Origin of the sequence: Pseudomonas sp. MYb541 (assembly GCF_037479595.1) — a bacterium.
Classification (GTDB): Bacteria; Pseudomonadota; Gammaproteobacteria; order Pseudomonadales; family Pseudomonadaceae; genus Aquipseudomonas; species Aquipseudomonas canadensis.
On record NZ_JBBGYS010000075.1, the window covers coordinates 1 to 16,553 of the forward strand.

The 16,553-nt window shown below is 60.3% G+C and carries 20 protein-coding genes; 11 read left to right on the forward strand and 9 right to left on the reverse strand.

The features are described 5' to 3' along the window. Window positions 1-53: 53 nt before the first annotated feature. A complete protein-coding gene (locus tag WH299_RS29175) occupies window positions 54-2,564 on the reverse strand; it encodes an ABC transporter permease (protein WP_339551985.1) in 2,511 nt (836 codons plus the stop codon). Beyond that, the gene (locus tag WH299_RS29180) at window positions 2,564-3,247 is read right to left on the reverse strand and encodes an ABC transporter ATP-binding protein (RefSeq protein WP_005786391.1); all 684 of its coding nucleotides are present in this window, start codon (window positions 3,245-3,247) and stop codon (window positions 2,564-2,566) included. The genes WH299_RS29175 and WH299_RS29180 overlap by 1 nt, the downstream gene beginning before the upstream one ends. A gap of 10 nt (window positions 3,248-3,257) precedes the next feature. Here WH299_RS29180 and WH299_RS29185 point away from each other — a divergent pair, with 10 nt between their 5' ends. The 3 genes from WH299_RS29185 to WH299_RS29195 all read left to right on the forward strand — a co-directional run bounded on the left by WH299_RS29185 (window position 3,258) and on the right by WH299_RS29195 (window position 5,257). Further along, window positions 3,258-3,863 (forward strand): arylesterase, encoded by a 606-nt coding sequence (locus WH299_RS29185; RefSeq protein ID WP_016975368.1) that lies wholly within the window; start codon window positions 3,258-3,260, stop codon window positions 3,861-3,863. Window positions 3,864-3,921: 58 nt separating this feature from the next. Beyond that, entirely contained in the window at window positions 3,922-4,215 is a 294-nt protein-coding gene (locus WH299_RS29190) for a hypothetical protein (RefSeq protein WP_010211879.1), read from the forward strand. A 73-nt stretch (window positions 4,216-4,288) separates the two neighbouring features. Continuing rightward, window positions 4,289-5,257: a L,D-transpeptidase family protein gene (locus WH299_RS29195; protein WP_078047546.1), complete on the forward strand. Its 969-nt coding sequence runs from the start codon at window positions 4,289-4,291 to the stop codon at window positions 5,255-5,257. Window positions 5,258-5,379: 122 nt separating this feature from the next. Here WH299_RS29195 and oprI read toward each other — a convergent pair whose 3' ends face one another. Continuing rightward, the gene (oprI, locus tag WH299_RS29200; protein WP_003172710.1) at window positions 5,380-5,631 is read right to left on the reverse strand and encodes an outer membrane lipoprotei OprI; all 252 of its coding nucleotides are present in this window, start codon (window positions 5,629-5,631) and stop codon (window positions 5,380-5,382) included. 613 nt (window positions 5,632-6,244) lie between these two features. Here oprI and WH299_RS29205 point away from each other — a divergent pair. Beyond that, the gene (locus WH299_RS29205) at window positions 6,245-6,526 is read left to right on the forward strand and encodes a GNAT family N-acetyltransferase (RefSeq protein ID WP_003189869.1); all 282 of its coding nucleotides are present in this window, start codon (window positions 6,245-6,247) and stop codon (window positions 6,524-6,526) included. A 64-nt stretch (window positions 6,527-6,590) separates the two neighbouring features. Here the strand turns inward: WH299_RS29205 and WH299_RS29210 are convergent, their stop codons facing one another. Both WH299_RS29210 and WH299_RS29215 read right to left on the reverse strand, forming a co-directional pair. Continuing rightward, complete coding sequence (locus WH299_RS29210) at window positions 6,591-7,667, reverse strand: 3-deoxy-7-phosphoheptulonate synthase (RefSeq protein WP_016975370.1); 1,077 nt, start codon at window positions 7,665-7,667, stop codon at window positions 6,591-6,593. 131 nt (window positions 7,668-7,798) lie between these two features. Continuing rightward, window positions 7,799-8,233, reverse strand: a complete 435-nt coding sequence (locus WH299_RS29215; protein WP_122725148.1) for a PilZ domain-containing protein — start codon at window positions 8,231-8,233, stop codon at window positions 7,799-7,801. On the opposite strand from WH299_RS29215, the gene WH299_RS29220 reads away from it, so the two are divergent. The 5 genes from WH299_RS29220 to cysB all read left to right on the forward strand — a co-directional run bounded on the left by WH299_RS29220 (window position 8,232) and on the right by cysB (window position 12,141). After that, window positions 8,232-8,618: a thioredoxin gene (locus WH299_RS29220; RefSeq protein ID WP_122725150.1), complete on the forward strand. Its 387-nt coding sequence runs from the start codon at window positions 8,232-8,234 to the stop codon at window positions 8,616-8,618. The two genes, WH299_RS29215 and WH299_RS29220, sit on opposite strands and share 2 nt — an antisense overlap. Continuing rightward, complete coding sequence (locus WH299_RS29225) at window positions 8,615-9,568, forward strand: putative 2-dehydropantoate 2-reductase (RefSeq protein WP_323625080.1); 954 nt, start codon at window positions 8,615-8,617, stop codon at window positions 9,566-9,568. Before WH299_RS29220 ends, WH299_RS29225 begins: the two co-directional genes overlap by 4 nt. A gap of 17 nt (window positions 9,569-9,585) precedes the next feature. Next, window positions 9,586-10,491 carry a 5'-nucleotidase gene (locus WH299_RS29230; protein WP_339551986.1) on the forward strand — a complete coding sequence of 302 codons (906 nt, stop codon included), beginning with the start codon at window positions 9,586-9,588 and terminating at the stop codon, window positions 10,489-10,491. 71 nt (window positions 10,492-10,562) lie between these two features. Continuing rightward, window positions 10,563-11,063, forward strand: a complete 501-nt coding sequence (locus tag WH299_RS29235) for a universal stress protein (RefSeq protein WP_028615641.1) — start codon at window positions 10,563-10,565, stop codon at window positions 11,061-11,063. A 103-nt stretch (window positions 11,064-11,166) separates the two neighbouring features. Then, window positions 11,167-12,141: an HTH-type transcriptional regulator CysB gene (gene cysB / locus WH299_RS29240; protein ID WP_010211864.1), complete on the forward strand. Its 975-nt coding sequence runs from the start codon at window positions 11,167-11,169 to the stop codon at window positions 12,139-12,141. Between the two features lie 23 nt (window positions 12,142-12,164). Here the strand turns inward: cysB and WH299_RS29245 are convergent, their stop codons facing one another. Together WH299_RS29245 and WH299_RS29250 are read right to left on the reverse strand one after the other, a co-directional pair. Continuing rightward, window positions 12,165-12,647 carry a GreA/GreB family elongation factor gene (locus WH299_RS29245; RefSeq protein WP_122725156.1) on the reverse strand — a complete coding sequence of 161 codons (483 nt, stop codon included), beginning with the start codon at window positions 12,645-12,647 and terminating at the stop codon, window positions 12,165-12,167. Between the two features lie 6 nt (window positions 12,648-12,653). Then, window positions 12,654-13,022 carry a hypothetical protein gene (locus WH299_RS29250; RefSeq protein WP_028615644.1) on the reverse strand — a complete coding sequence of 123 codons (369 nt, stop codon included), beginning with the start codon at window positions 13,020-13,022 and terminating at the stop codon, window positions 12,654-12,656. A 132-nt stretch (window positions 13,023-13,154) separates the two neighbouring features. On the opposite strand from WH299_RS29250, the gene earP reads away from it, so the two are divergent. Then, window positions 13,155-14,288, forward strand: coding sequence for an elongation factor P maturation arginine rhamnosyltransferase EarP (gene earP, locus WH299_RS29255; RefSeq protein ID WP_339551987.1), 1,134 nt, complete (start codon window positions 13,155-13,157; stop codon window positions 14,286-14,288). A 49-nt stretch (window positions 14,289-14,337) separates the two neighbouring features. Continuing rightward, entirely contained in the window at window positions 14,338-14,910 is a 573-nt protein-coding gene (locus WH299_RS29260) for an elongation factor P (protein WP_122725160.1), read from the forward strand. A 65-nt stretch (window positions 14,911-14,975) separates the two neighbouring features. Here the strand turns inward: WH299_RS29260 and WH299_RS29265 are convergent, their stop codons facing one another. Then, window positions 14,976-15,992, reverse strand: coding sequence for an alpha/beta hydrolase (locus WH299_RS29265; RefSeq protein WP_339551988.1), 1,017 nt, complete (start codon window positions 15,990-15,992; stop codon window positions 14,976-14,978). Window positions 15,993-16,020: 28 nt separating this feature from the next. Beyond that, a complete protein-coding gene (locus WH299_RS29270; RefSeq protein WP_010176159.1) occupies window positions 16,021-16,440 on the reverse strand; it encodes an organic hydroperoxide resistance protein in 420 nt (139 codons plus the stop codon). Window positions 16,441-16,553: the final 113 nt, after the last annotated feature.

Sequence of the window (16,553 nt, forward strand, 5' to 3'; positions counted from 1 at the left end):
CCCCCCCCCCCCCCCCGTCCCCCCCCCCCCCCCCCCCCCCCCCCCCGACTGTTTCATCCTTCGCGTAGCACGGTCAGCGGGCTGGCGTTGAGTGCGCGGCGGGTGCCGAATACACCGGCACCGCCGATCAATACGGCACCGATTACCGGCAGTAACAACAGCCACGGATGAGGCTGCCAGGCCAGGTCAAACGCATAGCGATACAGTACAAAGGTCACCAGCTCGGTCCCCAGCGCTGCGAGCAGGCCACTCACGGCACCCAGCAAACCGAACTCGATACGCCTGGCCTTGACCAGCAGCTTGCGTTCCGCGCCCAGTGCACGTAACAGCGCCCCTTGGCGGATACGCTCATCGAGGGTGGCTTGGAGGCCGGAGAACAACACCGCCATTCCCGCCGCCAGGACAAACAGCAGTACGTATTCCACCGCCAGGGTCACTTGGGCGAGGATGCTGCGCAACTGCTCCAAGAGTGCCTCGACTTGCAGGATGGTCACCGCCGGGAAAGCACGGGACAGGTCGACGATCTGCTGGTCGTGCCCAGGCGCCAGGTAAAAGCTGGTCAGGTAGGTGGCGGGCAGGTCCTTCAAGGTGCCTGGTTGGAAAATCATGAAGAAGTTGGGCTGGAAGTTATCCCAGTTGATGGTCCGCAGGCTGGTCACCCGCGCTTCACGGTTTTCCCCGCCTACCGTGAACACCAGGTGATCATCGAGTTTGAGCTTGAGGCTTTGCGCCACCTTGGCCTCGACCGATACGCCGGGGATTTCATCGGTGGGTTGCTGTGACCACCACGAACCGGCGGTCAGGGCGTTGCCTGGTGGCAGGTCGGCAGCCCAGGTCAGGCTCAGGTCACGTTGTACCGCGCGATCGCCGCTGGAGTCCTTGCTGACGATTTCCTGCACGGGCTCGCCATTGATACTGATCAAACGACCTGGCACCACCGGATACAAAGGCGCGGACTGTGCCTGCAGTTCCAGCAGGCGGGCGCCGAACGCGTCCTTGTCAGCCGGCAGGATATTCAAGGCGAAATAGTTGGGGGCGTCCTTGGGCAGTTGGTTTTGCCAGGTGTCGAGCAGCTCGCCACGCAGCAGGGCGATCAAGCCCATGGAGAGCAGGATCAAACCGAATGCCAGGGATTGACCAGCTGCCGCCAGTGGATGACGCAACAGTTGGCCCAGGCCCAGTCGCCACGGCAACGAGGCGCGCGCCAGCAAGCGACGCAGGCTTTGTAACAGCAGCAGGAGCAGGCCGCCGAGTACCAGCGCAGCCACCACGCCGCCGCCGAGCAGGGCGAAGGTCAGCACCAGGTCGAGGCTCAGGCGCCACATGATCAGGCCCAAGGCAAACAGCGCCGCGCCATAGACCATCCAGGTACTGGAAGGGATCGGCAGCAGGTCGCGTCGCAAGACCCGCAGCGGTGGCACGCGACCCAGTGCAGCCAGGGGCGGTAGGGCGAAGCCGGCGAGGGCGACCAGCCCGGTGCCGATCCCGGCGATTGCCGGTAGCAGCCCGCCGGGAGGTACGTCTGCCGGCAGCAGGTCATGGAGGAAATAGAACAGGCCAAACTGCGCCAGCCAGCCGAGCAGGGCACCGGTGAGGCTCGCCAGCAGTCCCAGTACGCTCAGTTGCAGGCTGAACAGCAACATGGCTTCACGTCGCGACAATCCCAGGCAACGCAGCAAGGCACTGGCGTCGAAGCGTCGGGTGGCGAAGCGATTGGCCGACAGTGCCACGGCCACACCGGCCAACAGCACTGCCACCAGGCTGGCCATGTTCAGGTAACGCTCGGCCTTGCCCAAGGCACCGCCGATCTGCTGGTTGCCGTCCCGGGAGTCCTGCAAGCGTTGGTTTGCGGCGAGCCCCGGCCTGACCAGGTCACGATAGGTCTGCAGCACGGTGCTGCCCTGCGGCCCGCGCCACAGTTCGCGATAACTCACGCGGCTGCCGGGCTGCACCACACCGGTGGCGTCCAAGTCTGCCAGATTGATCATCACTCTCGGCGTGAGGCTGTAGAAGTTGCCGGCACGGTCCGGCTCGTAGGTCAGCACGCGGGCCAGGCGCAGTGTCTTCATGCCCACATCGATGCTGTCGCCGACCTTGAGGTCCAGTGCCGTCAGCAGTCGCGCTTCCACCCAGGCTTCACCGGGTTTCGGTCCGCCGCCTGGGGTTTCATCACCAAAGGGCGCAGCCGCGCTTTTCAGTTCGCCGCGCAGCGGGTACTGCTCGTTGACCGCCTTGATGCTGGAGAGCTGGATGCCGTTATCGGTGGCAATGACGCTGGAAAATTCCACGACGCGGGCGTGATCCAGGCCCAGTTCAGTGCCTGAGCGGATTTGCTCTGGCCGTGCTGGCGAGCTGCCTTCAAGTACCAGGTCGGCACCGAGGAACTCGGTGGCGCGCAACAGCATCGCACCATTGAGGCGCGCACCGAAATAGCCGATGGCGGTGCTGGCGGCCACGGCCACCAGCAAGGCGAAGAACAACACGCGCAATTCACCGGCGCGGGCGTCGCGCAGCAGTTGGCGCATGGCAAGGCTGAACAGGCGCAATAGCGGCAAACGTGCCATCAAGGCTCCAGGGGCGCGACCATCAGGCCGGCTTCAAGGCGGATCAGGCGTCGGCAACGATGGGCCAGGCGCTCGTCGTGGGTGACCAGCACCAAGGTCGTGCCGCTCTCTTTGTTGAGTTCGAACAGCAGGTCGCTGATCCGCTCGCCGGTGTGGCTGTCGAGGTTGCCGGTGGGTTCATCGGCAAACAGCACGTCCGGCTCCGCGGCAAAGGCGCGGGCAATGGCTACCCGTTGTTGCTCGCCACCGGAGAGTTGGCGTGGCGAGTGAGTCAGGCGTTGGCCCAGGCCGACACGTTCCAGCAGGTGCCGGGCGCGTTCGCGGGCGTCTTTGCGGCCGTCCAGCTCCAGCGGCAGCATGACGTTTTCCAGCGCGTTGAGGCTGTCGAGCAGTTGGAAGGACTGGAACACGAACCCTACGTGCTCGGCGCGGATGCGCGCGCGCTGGTCTTCGTCGAGGGTACTGAGCGCCTGTCCAGCCAGGGTGACTTCGCCGCTGCTGGGCAGGTCGAGGCCGGCCAGCAGGCCGAGGAGGGTGGATTTGCCGGAGCCGGAGCTGCCGACGATAGCCAGGCTATCGCCCTTGTTCAGTTCCAGGCTCAGTTCGTGCAGGATAGTCAGTTCACCTTCCGCGCTGGGAACCACTTTGCTAAGGTTCCGCGCGGTGAGAATGCTTGCGCCCATGGAGAATCCGATGCGAATGTGGTTTTTGAGTGCTGGCCTGGCCTTGATGTGCATGGCCCAGAACGCAGCGGCGGGTACAGTCCTGATCGTTGGCGATAGTATCAGTGCCGGTTTCGGCCTGGATACCAGCAAAGGCTGGGTTGCCCTGTTGCAGCAACGGCTCAAGCAGGAAGGTTTCGACGATAAAGTGGTCAATGCCTCCATCAGTGGCGACACCAGTGCCGGAGGCCTGGCGCGGCTGCCGGCGGCGCTTGCAGAGCATAAGCCGGACGTGGTGGTGATCGAGCTGGGCGGTAACGATGGCCTGCGCGGGCAGCCGCCTGCGCAATTGCAACAAAATCTTGCGTCGATGATTGACCAGTCCAAGGCCGGCGGGGCCAAGGTGTTGTTGTTGGGGATGCAGTTGCCACCCAATTATGGCCCGCGATACACCACTGCATTTGCCGAAGTCTATGGTGTGCTGGCCAAGGAAAAAAACGTCCCGCTGGTGCCGTTTTTTCTGGATGGCGTGGGCGGGCACCCGGAGCTGATGCAGGCCGATCAACTGCACCCGGCGGTCGGTGCTCAGGGCAAGTTGCTGGAAAATGTCTGGCCGACGCTAAAACCGCTGCTATGACGCTTTTCTACCGGCAGGCTTTCGGCTAAGGTGGCGCCCCCCCGATTTGGAGCCCCTGATGTCGCGTCCTGCCTGGTCCCTGTTTAACTACCAACTGATCGAGCCGGACGAGCAGCTGGATCTGTTCGCCTGCCAGGAAGTGCGGGTGCATCTGGTGGCGCGTCAACTGGAACTGGGCGGCTCCATTGATCGCACACTGTGCGGCACATTATTGCCTGCGCAACCGCGTTGGTCGCGGGTCGATCGTTCGATCTTCCAGGACCAGCGCCTGTGCCCTTTGTGCCGCGCTATCCTGGAGTCCCAGAAGCGGGGCACGCCGCCGATCTGGCCGGAACTGCGTTTCGAGTTGTAGGGGGCAGCTAGAAGCGCGCTTCACGTATACAATCGATGTTTACCTACCCGTCGTTCTGCGAAGGATTTACCGGATGTTGTCGCGCCTTTCCGTCGTCACCTGCTGCCTGTCTCTCGCTGCACTCTGTGCGGCCGGTTCTGCGTCAGCCCTGCAGTTGCCCTTGCCACCACCGGGTGAAGACATCGTCGGCCAGGTCCAGGTGATCAAGGCCAAGTACGAAGACACCTTTGCCGACCTGGGCACCACCTATGACCTGGGTTACTCGGAGATGGTCGCGGCCAACCCAGGCGTGGATGCCTGGTTGCCGGGAGCGGGCACCGAGATCGTGTTGCCGACGCGCTTCATCCTGCCGCCTGGCCCGCGCGAAGGCATTGTGATCAACCTGGCGGAATATCGACTCTATTACTTCCCCAAGGGCCAGAACGTGGTCTACACGTTTCCGCTGGGGATCGGTCGTGAAGGCTGGGGTTCGCCGATCGCCCACACCAGCATCATTGCCAAGACCCCCAACCCGACCTGGACGCCGCCTGCGTCGATCAAGGCCGAGCACGCCGCCAACGGCGACCCGTTGCCCAACGTGGTGCCGGCCGGTCCGGACAACCCGCTGGGCCCGTTCAAGTTCACCCTGGGTACGCCGGGTTACCTGATCCACGGTTCCAACATGAAATTTGGTATCGGCACGCGTACAAGCCACGGCTGCTTCCGCATGTTCAACAACAACGTGCTGGAGATGGCGGGCATGGTGCCGGTGGGGACGTCGGTGCGCATCATCAACGACGCCTACAAGTTCGGTCGCAGTGGCGGCAAGGTCTACCTTGAAGCGCATACGCCGTTGAATGATGACGGGACGCCGTCGGTGGTCGACAAACACACCGCCGTCATCAACGCTTTGCTCAAGCGTGAAGACTTGGCCAACCAATTGCGCGTGAACTGGGACCAGGTGCGTGACGTGGTTGCGGCGGAAGACGGCTTGCCGACAGAAATCGGCGTGCCTGGCGCAGCCTCGGTGGCCGCCAGTGCGCCGATCGATCTGCAGCAGTAACGCTGTTTGATCAACAGCCCGCTACGGCGGGCTTTTTCTTGCCCGCGATTCGGGCACAAACCCCAGGCAATAAAAAAGCCGACCCATAAATGGATCGGCTTGATAACAACCCCGAGGGATTATTACTTGCGGCTAGCTTTTTCAAGCATACGCAGAGCGCGCTCGTTAGCTTCGTCAGCAGTCTGTTGTGCTTTTTGAGCAGCAGCCAGAGCTTCATCAGCTTTACGGTAGGCTTCGTCTGCACGGGCCTGGGAGCGAGCTGCTGCGTCTTCAGTTGCAGTCAGACGAGCTTCGGTTTCTTTGGAGACGCTGCTGCAACCGGTAGCCAGAACTGCGGCCAGAGCCAGAGCAGAGAATTTCAGAACGTTGTTCATCGTGTTCCCCTTCAAGGACTTTCTATTAGATGGCTAGTTCGCCCAGGGTGAGCTAATAGCCGGCGTACATACTACCCATTACTTGTAGTAAGTAAACTGACGTAGCGCAAGAAGCAAAAAAAATTCTCGCGCCGAATCTATTTTGGCTAATCTTTTGGAGGTTTGTATAAAAACCGTCCAATTTTTTTCAAACAGGCAAGAATTGGATCCAGGCTGAAAGGGCCGGCCCGCATGTGTTAAGCCTTGTAAACAGATGAAAATTTATATATCCACGCTGACACTTTCGTTCAGCCTGGCTTTGCGTTGCCCAGCATCTTTTACGCATGTAGAGGTGACTTTAAGAGCGCCTGTTCGTCTTAAGGTTCAACTGCCGGCAATGTTCAGGCTTTCGATCCCAGGTTGATCGGAGCCCTTTCTATATCCACCAGCGGCAGGGGATGACGAGTGCGCCTTGAGCAATTTCAGGATTGGTGCCTACTATTCCCTACGTGCTGGTTGTAAGCGCTCAGGGTTTTCTCGTTGTCGAAACCGGCACGGGGTGGCGTAGATGTTCCTTCGCCGGAAAAACATCGGTAAGGTAGGGGTCAGAAACCAAGACCCGCGAGGAGTAGTGATGAGCGAGGCGTTGTCCATCCACCATGACCAGGCTGGTCATCAGTTCGAGACCAATGTGGACGGTCATCGTGCCTATCTGACCTATATGGACCTCGGCAAACAGACCCTGGATATCTATCGGACCTTCGTGCCCAACGCACTGCGGGGCCGTGGGATTGCGGCGGCACTGACCGAGGAAGCCTTGAAGTTCGCCGAAGAGGCTGGCTACACGGTGATCCCGTCCTGCTCCTATGTCGAACGCTACATGGAGCGCCATCAGCGCCATGCCGCGAAGCTGTAAACCGTAAACAACACCATGAAAAACGCCGGGCTTAGCCCGGCGTTTTTGTGTGCGCAGTTTAAAGTCAGGTGCGTTTGCGTTTAGGCAGAACGTCCTTGAGCTTGGCATGCATGCTGCGCAGGGTGTTTTCGGTGGCGGCCCAGTCGATGCAGGCATCGGTGATCGACACGCCATACTGCAAGTCGGCCAGGTCTTTAGGAATCGCCTGGCAGCCCCAGTTCAGATGGCTCTCGACCATCAGGCCGATGATCGACTGGTTGCCTTCCAGGATCTGGTTGGCGACGTTCTCCATCACCAGCGGCTGCAGGGCCGGGTCCTTGTTGGAGTTGGCGTGGCTGCAATCGACCATGATGTTCGGCTTGATCTTGGCCTTGTTCAGTGCCTGTTCGCACAGCGCAACACTGACCGAATCATAGTTGGGCTTGCCGTTGCCGCCGCGCAGCACCACGTGACCGTAGGCGTTGCCCTTGGTGGTGACGATGGACACGCCACCTTCCTGGTTGATACCCAGGAAACGGTGCGGGCTGGAGACCGATTGCAGCGCGTTGATCGCCACGGTCAGGCCACCGTCGGTGCCGTTCTTGAAGCCCACGGCCGAAGACAGGCCGGACGCCATTTCACGGTGAGTCTGGGATTCAGTGGTGCGTGCGCCGATGGCCGACCAACTGATCAGGTCCTGCAGGTACTGCGGGGAGATCGGGTCCAGTGCTTCGGTGGCGGTGGGCAGGCCCATCTCGGCCAGGTCCAGCAGCAACTGACGACCGATGTGCAAGCCGTCCTGGATCTTGAACGAGTCGTCCAGGTACGGGTCGTTGATCAAGCCTTTCCAGCCGACGGTGGTGCGCGGTTTTTCAAAATAGACGCGCATCACCAGGTAGAGGGTGTCGGACACTTCCGCCGCCAGCACTTTGAGGCGCTCGGCGTACTCGTGGGCAGCCTTGAGGTCGTGGATCGAGCAAGGCCCGATGACGACAAACAGGCGGTGGTCGGTGCCGTCGAGAATGTCACGGATGACTTCGCGGCCCTTGGTGACGGTCTGCAGGGCAGCGTCGCTCAGAGGGATCTCGCGCTTGAGCTGATCGGGCGTGATCAGGGTCTCGTTGGATTCGACGTTTAGGTCATTGATCGGTAAATCAGCCATCGTGTTACTCGTCAGGGTCACGGGTGCCGGCCGCCAGCCATCCCCGTGCGGCGGAGCACAGCATGATTTGAATGCAGGGGGGAGGAACCTTAGCGCGTAACACGGGCCCGCGACAATGGGCAAAGCCCGCTTTAATCCAGCGCCGGCGCCACAAAGGCCTCATGGGAGAACTCGCTGGCATGGCGCGATACCCACTCGCGGGCCAAGGCTTCGAGTTGCTGGGGAGTGGGTTCGGCGTCTTCGTGCTGGCGGCAGTAGCGCTCTATCCGGCATGCTTGCTCACCCATTCGTGCACCAAACAGCGCATGTTCATCGGTAAACGAGACACCGACACGGTAGCCGTTCTCCACCTTGCGGCACCATGCCACGTAGCCCGGATAACGCGCGCTGGCGCCGAGGGAGGGAATATGCAGATCAACCGCCGTGCCTTCGCGCCAGGCACGTGGCCAATGGCAAGCGATGCCGCCCAAGCCGGCCGTGTGCAGGCGTTGGCGGGGGATGGCAGGAGAGGGACGTTGGATTAACTCGACAGCGACATCATCAGGGTGAGGTAAAAAACGACCCATGTACACGGACTCCGAGCACCGTCCAATTGACGGCGGTGGCAGCAGTATAGTGAAGGAACTGGAATTGACCGACCTGGATATTGACCAGCAATTGCTGGGATTGCCAGGTATTTCGCTGGTTGTGTTTACCAGCGTGGGTTGTTCCAGTTGCCGTTGGGCACGCCAGCAATTACCAGGCTGGCCGTTGCCGGTTGACCGCGTGTGCTGGGTGGACGCCGGGCACAACGGTGGCGCGGTCGAACGTTACCAGATCTTTCATTTGCCGGCGTTGTTCGTGGTGTGCGAGGGTCAATTCCTCGGGCAATTACAGACGCGTCTTACACCTACTGATCTAAACGACTCCATCCATCAAGCGCTTACCCGCACTCCAGAGGATCTGCCATGACCGCACAAGCACCCCGCATTGGCATCATCGGCACCGGCGCCATCGGTGGTTTTTATGGATTGATGCTGGCGCGTGCCGGTTTCGATGTGCACTTCCTGTTGCGCAGTGAATACGCGGCGGTCAGCGAGCACGGCCTGCAACTGAATAGCACGGTGCATGGCCCTTTGCACCTGCACCCGGTGCAGGCATATGCCCGCGCCGCCGATATGCCGCCGTGCGACTGGTTGCTGGTGGGCACCAAGTCCACCGGCAATGTCGACCTGGCCCCGACCATCGCCCAAGTGGCGGCGCCGGACGCCAAGGTGGTGCTACTGCAAAACGGCCTCGATGTCGAAGACAGCCTGCGTGAGCACCTGCCAGCGTCGTTGCACCTGCTTGGCGGCCTGTGCTACATCGGCGTGCACCGCTCTGCCCCCGGCGTGATCGAGCACCAGGCGTTAGGCCGGGTCAACCTGGGTTATCACAGCGGCACGGCGGCCAATGATGAGGATGCGCAAAAGGCGATTGTCGAAGCCGGGGCAGCGCTGTTTCACGCGGCCGGCATCGAGTCCCAGGCCATGGCCAATGTGCATCAGGCCCGTTGGCACAAACTGGTGTGGAACGTGCCCTACAACGGCCTCTCCGTGTTGCTCGGAACAGGCACCACGGCGATGATGGCTGACGAATCCAGCCGCGAGCTGATCCAGGCGCTGATGGCCGAAGTGGTTCAGGGCGCTCACGCCTGCGGCCATGAAATCCCCAAGAGTTACGCCGAGCAGATGTTCACCATGACCGAAACCATGGACGACTACCTGCCGAGCATGTATCACGACCACGTGCACAAGCGCCCGCTTGAACTGGAGGCGATCTACGCAAGGCCACTCGCTGCCGCCAAGGCTGCAGGTTGCGAACTGCCGCGGATGCAGGCGCTTTACCAGGCCTTGAGTTTCATTGATCGGCATAACCGCTGAGTCGGGGGGGACACATTATGGCAAAGGGTTTGGGCGACAAACTGGTGCTGGCGATTTCATCGAGGGCACTCTTCGACTTGAGTGACAGCCACAAGGTCTACCTGGCCGAAGGGGTCGAGACCTATCGCCAGTACCAGATCGAACACGAGGAGGAAATCCTCGAGCCCGGTGACGCCTTCCCGCTGGTCAAGAAGCTGCTCAGCCTCAATGCCAGCCTCGGCCGTGCCCGGGTCGAAGTAGTGCTGGTGTCGCGCAATAGCGCGGACACCGGCCTGCGCGTGTTCAATTCAATCCAGCATTACGGCCTGGACATTTCCCGCGCCGCTTTCGTAGGCGGGCGTAGTCCTTATCCTTATCTGGCCGCGTTTGGCTGTCATCTGTTTCTCTCGACCCATGCTGAAGATGTGCGCAGTGCCCTCGATGCCGGGTTTGCGGCGGCGACGATTCTGTCCGGCGGCCCGAACCGCGCCTCCAGCGAAGAACTGCGCATTGCCTTCGACGGCGACGCGGTGTTGTTTTCCGATGAGTCCGAACGGGTCTATCAGGCTGGCGGACTGGAAGCATTCCAGGCCAGTGAACGGGAGTCGGCGCGCCAGCCTTTGCATGGCGGCCCTTTCAAGGGGTTCCTGGCAGCGCTCAACCTGTTGCAGCGCGAGTTTCCGGACGAAGCCTGTCCGATCCGCACCGCGCTGGTCACCGCCCGTTCCGCGCCGTCCCATGAGCGGGTGATTCGAACCTTGCGCGAGTGGGATATCCGCCTGGACGAATCGTTGTTCCTCGGTGGCCTGGAAAAATCCGCATTTTTGGAAGCCTTCGCCGCCGATGTGTTTTTTGATGACCAGGCCGGGCATTGCGAGAAGGCCATGGAGTTCGTCGCCACCGGGCATGTTCCCCATGGCATCAGTAATGAGCTGAAGTGCTAAGTCAGTCGAAGTCAGCAAGGCACTGCTAAGCTGATTTCATCTCCGCCATCCTGGCAGTTCCAGGGGGTTCTATGATCCGTTCGATGCTGTACGCCACAGACCTCGGTCTGTACGCGCCTTATGTGATGCAACATGCGCTGGCGCTGGCCCGAACGTTCAAGGCGGACCTGTATGTGATCCATGTGGTCGAGCCCATTGGGCTGTTCGCCGAATCGGTGCTACAGAGCTACCTTGATGAGAAGGCCCTGAATGAGTGGCAGAGCCAGGGGCTGACCACGGTGATGGCGACGATCGAGCAACGGGTGCTAGACAGTTTTCGCGAGGAGTTGGGGGAAGGCGAGCAAGACCTGAAGTTGATTCGCTCGGTACGGGTGATCCAGGGGGATCCGTGCGAGGTGATTCTCGACCAACTGCGCAAACTTTCCGTGGACCTGTTGATCGTCGGCAGTCATAGCCATGCAACCGCAGCGGCTACCCCGTTGGGGCGCACCGCTGCACGGGTGCTGCAGTTGTCTACGGTGCCGGTTTACCTGGTGCCCTCATTGCAACGTCGCCGCAGTGATGACGTGTGATGGGTGAAAACGATAAAAAGTTCTAGATTTATCCATCGAACCTTTAATATAGTTATATACCGTCGCTGATACCCGTGGCGTCTATCTGCTTTGAGGGACACATATGAAGCTTCAACAACTGCGCTACATCTGGGAAGTGGCGCACCACGACCTCAACGTTTCCGCTACCGCTCAAAGCCTGTACACCTCGCAACCCGGTATCAGCAAGCAGATCCGCCTGCTCGAAGACGAGCTGGGCGTCGAAGTGTTCGCGCGCAGCGGCAAGCACCTGACCCGCGTCACCCCGGCCGGTGAGCGCATTATCACCACCGCTGGCGAGATCCTGCGCAAAGTCGAAAGCATCAAGCAGATCGCCCAGGAATTCTCCAACGAGAAGAAAGGCACCCTGTCCATCGCTACCACCCACACCCAGGCGCGTTATGCATTGCCGCCGGTGATCCGCGATTTCATCAAGCAGTACCCGGATGTGGCGCTGCACATGCACCAGGGCTCGCCGATGCAGATCGCCGAGATGGCCGCCGATGGCACTGTCGATTTCGCCATCGCTACCGAGGCCTTGGAGCTGTTCGGTGATCTGGTGATGATGCCGTGCTATCGCTGGAACCGTTGCGTGGTCGTGCCTCAAGGTCATCCGTTGGCCAAGCTGCCGAAGTTGACACTGGAAGCCTTGGCTGAATACCCGATCGTGACTTATGTGTTCGGTTTCACTGGCCGCTCCAAGCTCGACGAAGCCTTCAGCCATCGCGGCCTTACGCCTAAAGTGGTGTTCACTGCGGCCGACGCCGACGTGATCAAGACTTACGTGCGCCTGGGGCTGGGCGTGGGTATCGTCGCCAAAATGGCGGTTGACACGGCGCTCGACAAAGATCTGGTGGTGCTGGATGCCAGCGAACTGTTCGAGTCCAGCGTGACCAAGATCGGTTTCCGTCGTGGCACCTTCCTGCGTGGCTTCATGTGCGATTTCATCGAGAAATTTGCGCCGCACCTGACCCGTGAAGTCATGGCCAAGGCGATCCAGTGCCACAACAAGCAGGAACTGGAAGCGTTGTTTGATGGCGTTGAGCTGCCCGTCCATTAAGTGAATGAATGCGCTCCTACAGGTTATTTGGCGTCGGTAACCGTGAAGTGTTGCCGAGCGCCCGCCACCAGAATCTCCACCTCATCGCCTTCGAACTTGCCCAGCAGGCTTTTGCCCAGCGGCGAGCGCGGGGTGATGACGGTGACCGGTTGCCCGACCACATCCACTTTCAAACCTGCCGCATCTGGCGCCAAGAACAGCCATTGCTGGCGACCGTTCTCGTCTTCCAGGCCCAGTAGCGCGCCAATTTCTATACCGCGTTGATCATCAAAGGCCCGCAGTTGCATGTTCTGGCACAACACCAACGCCTGCTTGATCTCCTCCACGCGTTTGGCTTGCCCCGCCGCCAGGTAGGAAGCCTCCAACCCCAGGGTGTCGTATTTGTTCTCCGCGATGTTTTCTTCGTGGGTCGCGGTTTCGTAAGCGGTCTGCGCTGCGCGTTGGGCAATATCGAGATCGAGGGTGAGCTTCTCTAATACCAGCTGGTGTACGGCATGTTTATTCATTGGTCATCAATCGCAGAATTGCAGGACATTGGCCCGGGTCTTTTCGTTGGGGGCGTTCTGGTCCTGTTGCAGCCAGAACTGGCATTTGGGGTTGGACAGGTTGCGCGCATTGTTGCGGGCCTGGTCCAGGGTTTGCTGCTGTTCCTGCTTCTGCAGGTTCTGCTGGTATTGCTCGAACATGCGGTTTGGCGGTTCAGGTGCCACCACCGCTGGCTTGCCCAATTGCTGCACGGCCTGGGCCACCGGCGCCAGGCTTTGCGGGAACAGGTAGCGCGAGGCCAGCCAAGCCGTCAGCGCGAGGGCGATAAACCCCAGCCACACGCCAAACGCGATAGCAGCGCTTAGCTTGAACAGCGATAACGGACGATCGGACATGATGGCCTCCTGGCGGGCATAAACGGCGTGGCGGCGATTGTCGCACAGCCACCGTGCAGAATAATCGCGATCAAGCCTTCTGCATCCGCACATTTATGCGGACAATCGAGCCTTTGAGCATTGGAGCCCGGAATGAAAGCCCGCTGGGATATTTTTTGTAGCGTCGTCGACAACTACGGCGATATCGGCGTGACCTGGCGCCTGGCTCGGCAATTGGTGGCGGAGCACGCCTGCGATGTGTGCCTGTGGGTCGATGACCTGCGGGCATTCGAGCGCATGTGCCCGCAAATCGATGTGCAGCAAGACCTGCAATGGCAGGAAGGCGTCGAAGTGCGCCACTGGCCGGCCGAGTGGGTGAAGGCGCCGGCAGCCGACGTAGTGATTGCCGCGTTCGCCTGTCAGTTGCCGCCCGACTATATGGAAGCCATGGCCGAGCGCGAACGTGTGCCGTTGTGGATGAACCTGGATTACCTGAGTGCCGAAGACTGGGTGGTGGGCTGCCATCGGCTGCCGTCGGTGAAATTCAAGGGCGTGCAGAAGTACTTCTTCTTTCCTGGGTTCCGACCCGGCACCGGCGGTCTGTTGCGTGAGTCGGGATTACTGGAGCGGCGTAGGGCGTTTCAGCAGGATGCCGGCGCGCAGCGAGACTTCCTGCAAGCCTTGGGCATAGTTCCCGCACTGGATGCGCGGCTGATCTCACTTTTCGCCTACGAAAACGCGGGGCTGGCCAGTTGGCTGGACGTGTTATCGACGGACGGGTGTGCCACTCATCTGTTGGTCCCCGAGGGACGTATCCTGGGCGACGTGCAGCGCTGGCTCGGTGTGGACCGGCTGGTCGCAGGGGATATCCAGCAACGCGGATCGCTGACGGTGCAGGTCATCGCTTTCGTGCGCCAGGAACAATACGACCGCTTGCTGTGGTGCTGCGACTTCAATGCCGTGCGCGGCGAAGACTCGTTCGTGCGTGCCCAATGGGCCGGGCGTCCGCTGCTCTGGCACATTTACCGACAGGACGAAGACATCCATCTCGACAAACTCGATGCCTTCCTGGAGCTGTACACCGCCGACTTGTCTCCAGCGGCAAGCGCTGCTTTGATCGGTCTCTGGCAGGCCTGGAACACGGAGGGCGACATGGCCCAACCGTGGAAAATGCTGCTGGAACACTGGCCGGAAGTGAATCTGCACGCCGAAGCATGGTGTCTGGAACAGGGTTTGCAGGCCGATCTTGCGACGGCGCTGGTGCAGTTTTATGAAAGTTGGATATGATACGCCACCTTGAATTTTGTAAATCCCATCCAAATTTCGGATATATGCAATGAAAACTGGTAAAGAACTGAAACCCGGTACAGTGATCCGTCTCGAAAACGACCCTTGGCTGGTTCAGAAAGCTGAGTTCACCAAGTCTGGTCGTAACAGCGCAATCATGAAGACCAAGCTGAAGAACCTGCTGACCGGTTACAAGACCGAGATCGTGTACAGCGCCGATGACAAGCTGGACGACGTGATCCTCGACCGCAAAGAAGCGACCCTGTCCTTCATCAGCGGCGACACCTACACGTTCATGGACACCACCGACTACACCATGTACGAGCTGAACGCTGAAGACATCGAAGCCGTTCTGCCGTTCATCGAAGAAGGCATGGCAGACGTCTGCGAAGCTATTTTCTTCGAAGAGCGCCTGGTTTCCGTAGAGCTGCCGACCACCATCGTGCGTAAAGTGGCCTACACCGAAGGTTCTGCTCGCGGCGACACTTCGGGCAAAGTCATGAAGCCTGCCAAGCTGGCTAACGGCACCGAGCTGCAAGTCGCTGACTTCATCGAAATCGACGACCTGATCGAGATCGACACCCGCGAAGGCGGTTCGTACAAAGGCCGCGCCAAGAAGTAATTCTGGCCCCGCCGATACGAAAAAAAGCCCGACCTTGAGTCGGGCTTTTTCGTGGGCGTTACTTTTTACTTCAGGTGCTGCTTCAGCTCATCCGAGGCCTGGAGCAGTGCGGAACGAACTGCCGGGACTTGGCTGACCACGTTGAGCAAACCGTAGTCGTGAATCATGCCGTTGTAGCGCACGGCGGTCACCGGCACACCGGCAGCGTCCAGCTTGCGGGCGTAGGCTTCGCCCTCGTCACGCAGCACGTCGGCGCCGGCGGTCTGGATCAGGGCGGGCGGCAGGCCCTTCAACTGATCAATGCTGGCCCGCAGCGGAGAGGCGTAGATCTCGGCGCGTTGCTTGGCGTCGGTGCTGTAGTTGTCCCAGAACCACTTCATCATGTTGCGGGTGAGGAAGTGACCTTCGGCATATTGGTTGTAGGAACCGGTGTCGAAGTTGGCGTCGGTCACTGGCCATAACAACACTTGGAACTTGATGGCCGGGGTGCCCTTGTCCTTGGCCATCAGGCTGACCACCGCTGCCATATTGCCGCCGACACTGTTGCCCGCGACCGCCAGGCGCTTGCCATCGACGTTGATCTCTTGGCCATGCTCGGCCACCCATTTTGTGGCGCCGTAGGCCTGGTTGATCGCCACCGGATAATGCGCTTCCGGCGAAGGCGTGTAATTGACGAACACCGCCACCGCCCCCGAACCCACGACCAAGTCCCGCACCAGGCGTTCATGGGTTGGATAATCCCCCAGCACCCAGCCGCCACCGTGGAAGAACATGAACACAGGTAAGGTGCCCTTGACCCCGGCCGGACGCACGATGGTCAGGTCCAACGGCTTGCCATCGACCTGGATGGTCTTCTGGCTCACATCTGCGGCTGGCAAGGTCAGCTTCACACCCGCCTGGGCGCCGGTCAGAACAGCACGGGCGTCCTTGGGCGTCAGTTGTTCCATCGGTTTGCCGGTGCCGGCGTTCAACACATCCAGAAAAGCTTGGGTGTTGCGTTCAACTTCACCTGGCGCCGCAAAGGCGTGGGTGACGGACAGGGCGAGCAGGGTGCCGGTGAGTGCTTTACCAATTGTGTTCATTGCGTTCTCCAGGGGCGGCCGAGGTCATTTAGACAGTCACGTGCAGGCGTACATCGACGTTGCCACGGGTGGCGTTGGAGTACGGGCAGACTTGGTGAGCGGCGTCGACCAGGCTTTGCGCATCGTCTTGAGCCAGGCCGGGCAGGCTGATGTGCAGGTCAATATCCAGGCCGAAACCACCGGGGATCTGGCCGATGCCGACGTGGGCAGTGATCGAGGCGTCATCCGGGATTTTGCGTTTGGTCTGGCTGGCGACGAATTTCAGAGCGCCGATGAAGCAAGCCGAGTAGCCGGCAGCGAACAGTTGTTCAGGGTTGGTGGCCTGGCCACCGGCACCGCCCAGTTCTTTGGGGGTGGAGAGCTTGACGTCGAGGATGTTGTCGCTGGAAACAGCACGACCATCACGGCCGCCGGTGGCGGTAGCTACTGCGGTATAGAGCGTTTGCATGGTGTTTTCCTCAGATTTTTAGCGCTAAATGTTTGCGCGCTAACTAGTTGGTGAGGCGAATGTATAGCGCTAATGTTTTGCGCGCAAGATAATTTTTAAAATTTTTTTAGCTT

What these genes read in the sequence shown, in the direction of transcription:
- WH299_RS29175 (WP_339551985.1), bottom strand. Translation starts at nt 2,564, where the DNA reads ATGGCACGTTTGCCGCTATTGCGCCTGTTCAGCCTTGCCATGCGCCAA.
- WH299_RS29180 (WP_005786391.1), bottom strand. Translation starts at nt 3,247, where the DNA reads ATGGGCGCAAGCATTCTCACCGCGCGGAACCTTAGCAAAGTGGTTCCC.
- WH299_RS29185 (WP_016975368.1), top strand. Translation starts at nt 3,258, where the DNA reads ATGCGAATGTGGTTTTTGAGTGCTGGCCTGGCCTTGATGTGCATGGCC.
- WH299_RS29190 (WP_010211879.1), top strand. Translation starts at nt 3,922, where the DNA reads ATGTCGCGTCCTGCCTGGTCCCTGTTTAACTACCAACTGATCGAGCCG.
- WH299_RS29195 (WP_078047546.1), top strand. Translation starts at nt 4,289, where the DNA reads ATGTTGTCGCGCCTTTCCGTCGTCACCTGCTGCCTGTCTCTCGCTGCA.
- oprI (WP_003172710.1), bottom strand. Translation starts at nt 5,631, where the DNA reads ATGAACAACGTTCTGAAATTCTCTGCTCTGGCTCTGGCCGCAGTTCTG.
- WH299_RS29205 (WP_003189869.1), top strand. Translation starts at nt 6,245, where the DNA reads ATGAGCGAGGCGTTGTCCATCCACCATGACCAGGCTGGTCATCAGTTC.
- WH299_RS29210 (WP_016975370.1), bottom strand. Translation starts at nt 7,667, where the DNA reads ATGGCTGATTTACCGATCAATGACCTAAACGTCGAATCCAACGAGACC.
- WH299_RS29220 (WP_122725150.1), top strand. Translation starts at nt 8,232, where the DNA reads ATGTACACGGACTCCGAGCACCGTCCAATTGACGGCGGTGGCAGCAGT.
- WH299_RS29215 (WP_122725148.1), bottom strand. Translation starts at nt 8,233, where the DNA reads ATGGGTCGTTTTTTACCTCACCCTGATGATGTCGCTGTCGAGTTAATC.
- WH299_RS29225 (WP_323625080.1), top strand. Translation starts at nt 8,615, where the DNA reads ATGACCGCACAAGCACCCCGCATTGGCATCATCGGCACCGGCGCCATC.
- WH299_RS29230 (WP_339551986.1), top strand. Translation starts at nt 9,586, where the DNA reads ATGGCAAAGGGTTTGGGCGACAAACTGGTGCTGGCGATTTCATCGAGG.
- WH299_RS29235 (WP_028615641.1), top strand. Translation starts at nt 10,563, where the DNA reads ATGATCCGTTCGATGCTGTACGCCACAGACCTCGGTCTGTACGCGCCT.
- cysB (WP_010211864.1), top strand. Translation starts at nt 11,167, where the DNA reads ATGAAGCTTCAACAACTGCGCTACATCTGGGAAGTGGCGCACCACGAC.
- WH299_RS29245 (WP_122725156.1), bottom strand. Translation starts at nt 12,647, where the DNA reads ATGAATAAACATGCCGTACACCAGCTGGTATTAGAGAAGCTCACCCTC.
- WH299_RS29250 (WP_028615644.1), bottom strand. Translation starts at nt 13,022, where the DNA reads ATGTCCGATCGTCCGTTATCGCTGTTCAAGCTAAGCGCTGCTATCGCG.
- earP (WP_339551987.1), top strand. Translation starts at nt 13,155, where the DNA reads ATGAAAGCCCGCTGGGATATTTTTTGTAGCGTCGTCGACAACTACGGC.
- WH299_RS29260 (WP_122725160.1), top strand. Translation starts at nt 14,338, where the DNA reads ATGAAAACTGGTAAAGAACTGAAACCCGGTACAGTGATCCGTCTCGAA.
- WH299_RS29265 (WP_339551988.1), bottom strand. Translation starts at nt 15,992, where the DNA reads ATGAACACAATTGGTAAAGCACTCACCGGCACCCTGCTCGCCCTGTCC.
- WH299_RS29270 (WP_010176159.1), bottom strand. Translation starts at nt 16,440, where the DNA reads ATGCAAACGCTCTATACCGCAGTAGCTACCGCCACCGGCGGCCGTGAT.